This is a genomic window from Streptomyces sp. NPDC059037 (genome assembly GCF_042740015.1).
GTDB lineage: Bacteria > Actinomycetota > Actinomycetes > Streptomycetales > Streptomycetaceae > Streptomyces.
The window spans coordinates 1-4,789 of the sequence record NZ_JBHYIG010000444.1 but is presented as its reverse complement, the minus strand read 5'-3'; the positions used below and the strand labels follow the sequence as shown (position 1 = coordinate 4,789).

Here is a 4,789-nt window from a genome sequence, read left to right as displayed (position 1 = left end):
TTTACCGACTGTCGATCTGACCGGGTTGGCTCTGAACTGCATGAATGCGTCGCGTAGGAGTCCTTGACGTATCAGGCTCGTTGGACAGGGCAGCCTCGATTGCGTCGGCGTGGAAGCAGAGGGCCGCGCTGAACGCCTCGCTGGCGGGGTTGAGGCCGGAGTAGGCGGCAAGTGCATCCTCGGTGTCGTCGTCGCACTCGTCGAAGAACTGCTCGATCTGCCGCAGTAGCCGGGCGAGGGCGGCGGCCTGGTCGTGGTCGAGGATGACGGCGGCGGGATCGGATGAGCTGGTCATGACTGGGCCCGATCGAGGAGTTGGACTTCGAGGTCGGCGATGCGCTTCTCGGCGAACCGGTTGTTGGACCGGGCGCCTTCGAGTCGTTCTTGCAGCTTGCGGTGTTCCTGGGTGAGCTGATGGACGCGTCGTTTGAGGGTGGTGTTCTCGGTGATGACGGCCTGGGCGGACTCGCCGGAGACCATCTGCGCGGTGTCGCGGATCTGTCCCATCAGGTCACCGATTTGCTGTCGCTGGGAGAGGACTTCTCTCTGCGTGCGGGTCAGCTCTGCTTCTGCGTTCAGGGCTCGTTCTCGCCAGGTGGATTCGATCCGGTTGTGGACCTCTTCTGATGCCTGGTCGCGTCGGCTTTTGCTGGCTTCGACGGCGTTGTGGACCAGGGCCCTGGCCGATGCGTTTTCGTAGAGGAACGTGGACGACACGGCCGCCCGGTCGGCGATGGCCCGGACGGTGATGCGGCCCCGTTCTCGCCGCAGTTGGGCGATGGCCTTTTCGACTTGCCCGAGCTTGTCCCGGGTTTGCCGACGTCGGGTGGCGAGGGCCGCTTGGGTTTGGCTGGGGCTCACGGGCATGGCGGGTCCTCGTGATTGTCGATGTCCGTGAGCTCTGCGTGGCGGGCGAGCTCTTGGGCTCGAAAGGCTGTGGCCCAGACGCGGCCGAAGTAGTCCTGGGGCCGGCGGAGGTCGAGCGCGAGGGCCTCTTTGAGGAGGCCGACCGCCTCCAAGGCCTTCTCCAGGCCGTCGATGGCGAGGGCGGTGGGCTCGAAGAGCTGGTGGAGGTAGTCGGCGACCTTGGGGTCGGGGGCGCGTTCGGCTTGTGTCCGCCACTGCTCGCGCTTGCGGTGCCAGTAGACGAGGTCGGCCCCGGACATGACGAACTCGCGGCAGTTGTGGCAGTCCATGTTCCACGGGCAGGCGTCGCCGTTGACGACGGGCTGGAACGTGCAGAATCCGCCCTCGGCGGGTGTGGACTGTCGGGTGAGGTCGATGGCGAGGGCTTCGGCTTCCTCCCGGCTCATCGGTCCGCCGTCGGAGAGGGCGATGCCGGGCTCGGCGGCGCCGGGGCCTGCGACCCAGACCGCCTGGAGGGCCAGGTCGAGCTTGGGGTCGGTGTTCGCGAGGTGAATGTAGTGCTCGGCCATCCGGTCGGAGATCTGGCCCAGATAGCGCCGGACATGGGTGAGGTTGGCGCCGTTCTTCAGGAGGTTGGTGGCCAGCGTGTGACGTGCCTGATGGGCGACGGAGTACTCGATGTCGAGGCCGCTCACCCACTCGCTGAACAGGGTGTGGAACCATCCGTAACTCACGCTCTTGATGCCAGTGCGGTTGGTAGTCCGTCGGGGGAACAGAGCGATTTCGAGCCGCTCGGCCGGGGTCGGCGGCCGTCCGTGCCGTTGGCTGAAGCGGGCCACGGACTTGTCCTGCCGCACTTTGATCCGCTGGAAGAGCCGCTCCGAGATCCGGATTCCCTCATCCAGATTTCCGACCTTGGTCTGGTCATGCCAGAGGATGGGGAGGTTCCGATAGCGGCCGGTGCACTCCAGCCGCAGGTTGAGCACCTCGCCGGCCCGACGGCCGGTGGTGATGATGGTTTCCCAGACGTCGCGCAGTCCGCGGTCCTCGCAGTCCATGGCGTCGAGGGCCGTCAGGTTCGTCTCCTCCGCCAGCGCCCGTGCCACATCGTCGGAGAATGGCCTGCGGCGACCCAGCGTGGTGCGTCCGCCCGGGGGCATCGCGACGACGAACTCACGGGCGAGCCCGATCTGTTCTGTCAGCCCGAGGTCCATGGCCGCCCGCAGGACCCGGCGGGTTCCGTTGAAGATGCGGCCCATCAGCGCCTGGTTGGCCGGGGCGGGCTTGTTCTTGGGATGGCTGTCCGGGTCGTAAATGACGTGGAGAGGCTGCAGTCCGTGTGCGGCCCGATGGCGCTGGTCGGCAACGAAGTCGACCATATGGTCCTGCGTCAGCACAGTGGGGTCATGGCCGCCGCCAGGTGTCTGGGCTTCGAGGTAGGCGCTGAGTTCGGCGCATGCCCGCCGTGCATTGGTCAACGGGCCGACGCTGCGGGGCGGATCGGTCCTCAGCCGCAGGTCCAACCAGTCCCAGAGCAGATCACGCAGCCAGCGCTGCGAGACGACCGAGATGTCGTAGTAGCTCCCGGTGGCACGGAGGTGAACTCCGAAGTGGTCGAACTCGATGTAGCCGATGTCCTTGGTGTCCTGCCGGGTGAAGTAGACCACCCGCAGGTGCCGGAGCATCGCTCGGGCGATGCCTCCCAGATGCTTCGCGATCACTTCAAGGTCGAGGTCGGCCAGCGAGTTGATGTCCTGCCGACCGCACTCGACCGCGAGCCTTTGCACTGCGTTGAGCGGCCAATAGGCTCCCTCTGCAAGGCCTTGAGCGTGGTGGAAGAGGCTCCACTTGATCTCTGCGCGAACCAATGGCCGCAGGCCCAGCAGGTTCAGGCATCCGTCCGTTCTGCTGACCGGGTCCTGTTGGGTGCACCAGCGCCGGAAGGCCATCTCGTCTGTGTAGGTGACCGTGACGGGAGGATCTCCCGGGGGGCGTTTGGCCCAGTTCCTCACCTTCTCGGCACCGCCCGGCTTTCCTTCCCGGTGATAGCGGCGGAAGTGGTCAGGACACAGTCCGATCCAGTGGGCTCCGGGATGAGCGCAGGCCGGCACCTTGCACTTGCCGAAGTCGGGGTAAGGCAGTTGCTCAGCCAGCCAGTCCTCGAAGCTGTCCGGCCGACCCTTCAGGCGTCGGTATTCGCCCCATTTTGACCAGTGGTTCGAGTGCAGGAAGCACAGGCCGTACTTGCTGACGGCCGGTGCGTGGGGACAGATCAGGCACGACTCCTTCATCACGCGCCCACCTCGGGCGATCAAGGGCTGGGCCTTGCGGAGGAAGTCGGTGATGTCGCCGCCCTCCCGCTGGATGGCTCGCCACTCGTATTGGTGCGTGTAGCAGAACTCCCCCCAGCCGCGCCGAGTTCGGCCGCAGACCGGCACCGGGCAAGCCCATCTGTAAACGGGATGGTCTGATGCGACCTGGATCACGTCATCGCGAAAGACCGGATCGAAGGTCGGGGCCGCGATCAAGGCATGGAGGATCTCAAGGCGGTCCGGTGTCGTGCGGGTCTCCGCGTCGCGGTTGACGGTGAGTTGCAGCAGCGGGGTTCTCACGGCTTCTCACCCCAAACAGTCTCCAGGGCGGCACCGAACTCTGGGGAATGAAGATCCGGATGCCCATAGACCTCGTCGACCATCTGGGCCGATGCCCAGTTGCCGACCACTTTGGCCACCATCGGGTCCTTGGAGATGTCTAGAACGTCGTTGGTGATCTGGTGCCGGAAAGCCTGAGGCTTGATCCGTCCAGGCAGATCAGCGCGGCGTCCGGCCCGCCGCAGCATGCCTCGGGCCGCATCCGCCGACCAGGGCTCGCCCTGGTTCGAGCCGGCCAATTGAATCAGCAGCATGCCGTGCCCGGCGGCGTACTTCGCGTACTCCGTCGTCATGTACTTGAAGTAGCTGCTGATTATGGCCGGGCTGGCCCGGTAGATCTCACCGCCAGCAATCACTCCGTCAACCAGCTTCCAGTCCGGCTTGATCTTCGCGGCGGCCCCGTTGGGGTTGCCCCAGCGATGACAGACGTGCAGGTGCGGGCTCTTGCACTCGCCGCAGGCAGCGTTCTCCCGCAGGTGCAGGTCGACCAAGTGCAGACCCGTCAGGCCGCCGATCCGCAGGCTGGTGTCGGACAGCCACCGCACGACCATTTCGTCGCGAGCGGTGTTCACGGCCTCCAGCAGCTCCGGCTTGGCCCCGTCGGGCAGCATCTTCGGGTGCCGACGCCGCGGCGGCCGCGACGGCGTCAGAGGGTTGGTGGGCATCGACTTCTTCACGTGCCCCAGGAAGGCCCGGCGGCGGTCCGGCATGGTCGGCAGCCGCCCGGCTGAGAACGCCACCCTCAGCTCGTCGTTCGCGCCGTTGCCCGCGCAGTTGTGGAGGTAGAAGCCCTTCAAGCACGCGGCCGCGACCTGGAGGGCCGAAGCCCCGTACGGCTTCTTCGGCGGCACCCGCCAGGGCTGTCCATAGGGCATCGGAATCTTCGCTCCCACGGCACCCATGTAGCGGCGCAGGTCGAGCATCGTCACAGTCTCGGTGGTCAGGCCCTCGCGGATCCTCCACCGCAGATGGTCCACCAGCGAGTATGCGTACGTCTTTTGGGATCCCGAGCCCTCAAAGGATCTGAGGTACGAGTCCGCCTCCTCGTCGACCGACCCGTCCGGCCACAGGATCGTGTAGGTCCGCCCACCGCCGGACCGCATCAGCGGCTGAACCCTCAAGTCCCCAAGAACCACACGACTTCGCACCACCGGCGCCCCCATCTCGTCCACGTGATGGAGACAACCGATGCAGTCGGTTAAGCAGAACGGCATGGCCTCAGAAAGAGCCCTAACGGATTACCCGGTCACTCAAGACGCGGTTGGAAAAGT

General features: G+C 65.9%; 4 protein-coding genes. All 4 read right to left on the bottom strand.

From position 1 onward, the window contains the following. Position 1: 1 nt before the first annotated feature. From ACFWY6_RS44200 to ACFWY6_RS44185, 4 genes are read right to left on the bottom strand one after another with little or no spacing between them, the layout of a single operon-like run. Complete coding sequence (locus ACFWY6_RS44200) at positions 2 to 295, bottom strand: hypothetical protein (protein ID WP_384703206.1); 294 nt, start codon at positions 293 to 295, stop codon at positions 2 to 4. Further along, on the bottom strand, positions 292 to 867 hold the full coding sequence (locus ACFWY6_RS44195; RefSeq protein WP_384703203.1) for a DUF6262 family protein: 576 nt from the start codon (positions 865 to 867) through the stop codon (positions 292 to 294). The genes ACFWY6_RS44200 and ACFWY6_RS44195 overlap by 4 nt, the downstream gene beginning before the upstream one ends. Then, positions 858 to 3,479: a tyrosine-type recombinase/integrase gene (locus ACFWY6_RS44190; RefSeq protein WP_384703200.1), complete on the bottom strand. Its 2,622-nt coding sequence runs from the start codon at positions 3,477 to 3,479 to the stop codon at positions 858 to 860. The genes ACFWY6_RS44195 and ACFWY6_RS44190 overlap by 10 nt, the downstream gene beginning before the upstream one ends. Next, positions 3,476 to 4,681 (bottom strand): integrase, encoded by a 1,206-nt coding sequence (locus ACFWY6_RS44185; protein WP_384703208.1) that lies wholly within the window; start codon positions 4,679 to 4,681, stop codon positions 3,476 to 3,478. The genes ACFWY6_RS44190 and ACFWY6_RS44185 overlap by 4 nt, the downstream gene beginning before the upstream one ends. Positions 4,682 to 4,789 lie beyond the last annotated feature (108 nt).

Excerpts from the sequence above, each read along its gene's own strand:
- ACFWY6_RS44185 (WP_384703208.1), bottom strand. The coding sequence starts at position 4,681 with ATGGGGGCGCCGGTGGTGCGAAGTCGTGTGGTTCTTGGGGACTTGAGG.
- ACFWY6_RS44195 (WP_384703203.1), bottom strand. The coding sequence starts at position 867 with ATGCCCGTGAGCCCCAGCCAAACCCAAGCGGCCCTCGCCACCCGACGT.
- ACFWY6_RS44200 (WP_384703206.1), bottom strand. The coding sequence starts at position 295 with ATGACCAGCTCATCCGATCCCGCCGCCGTCATCCTCGACCACGACCAG.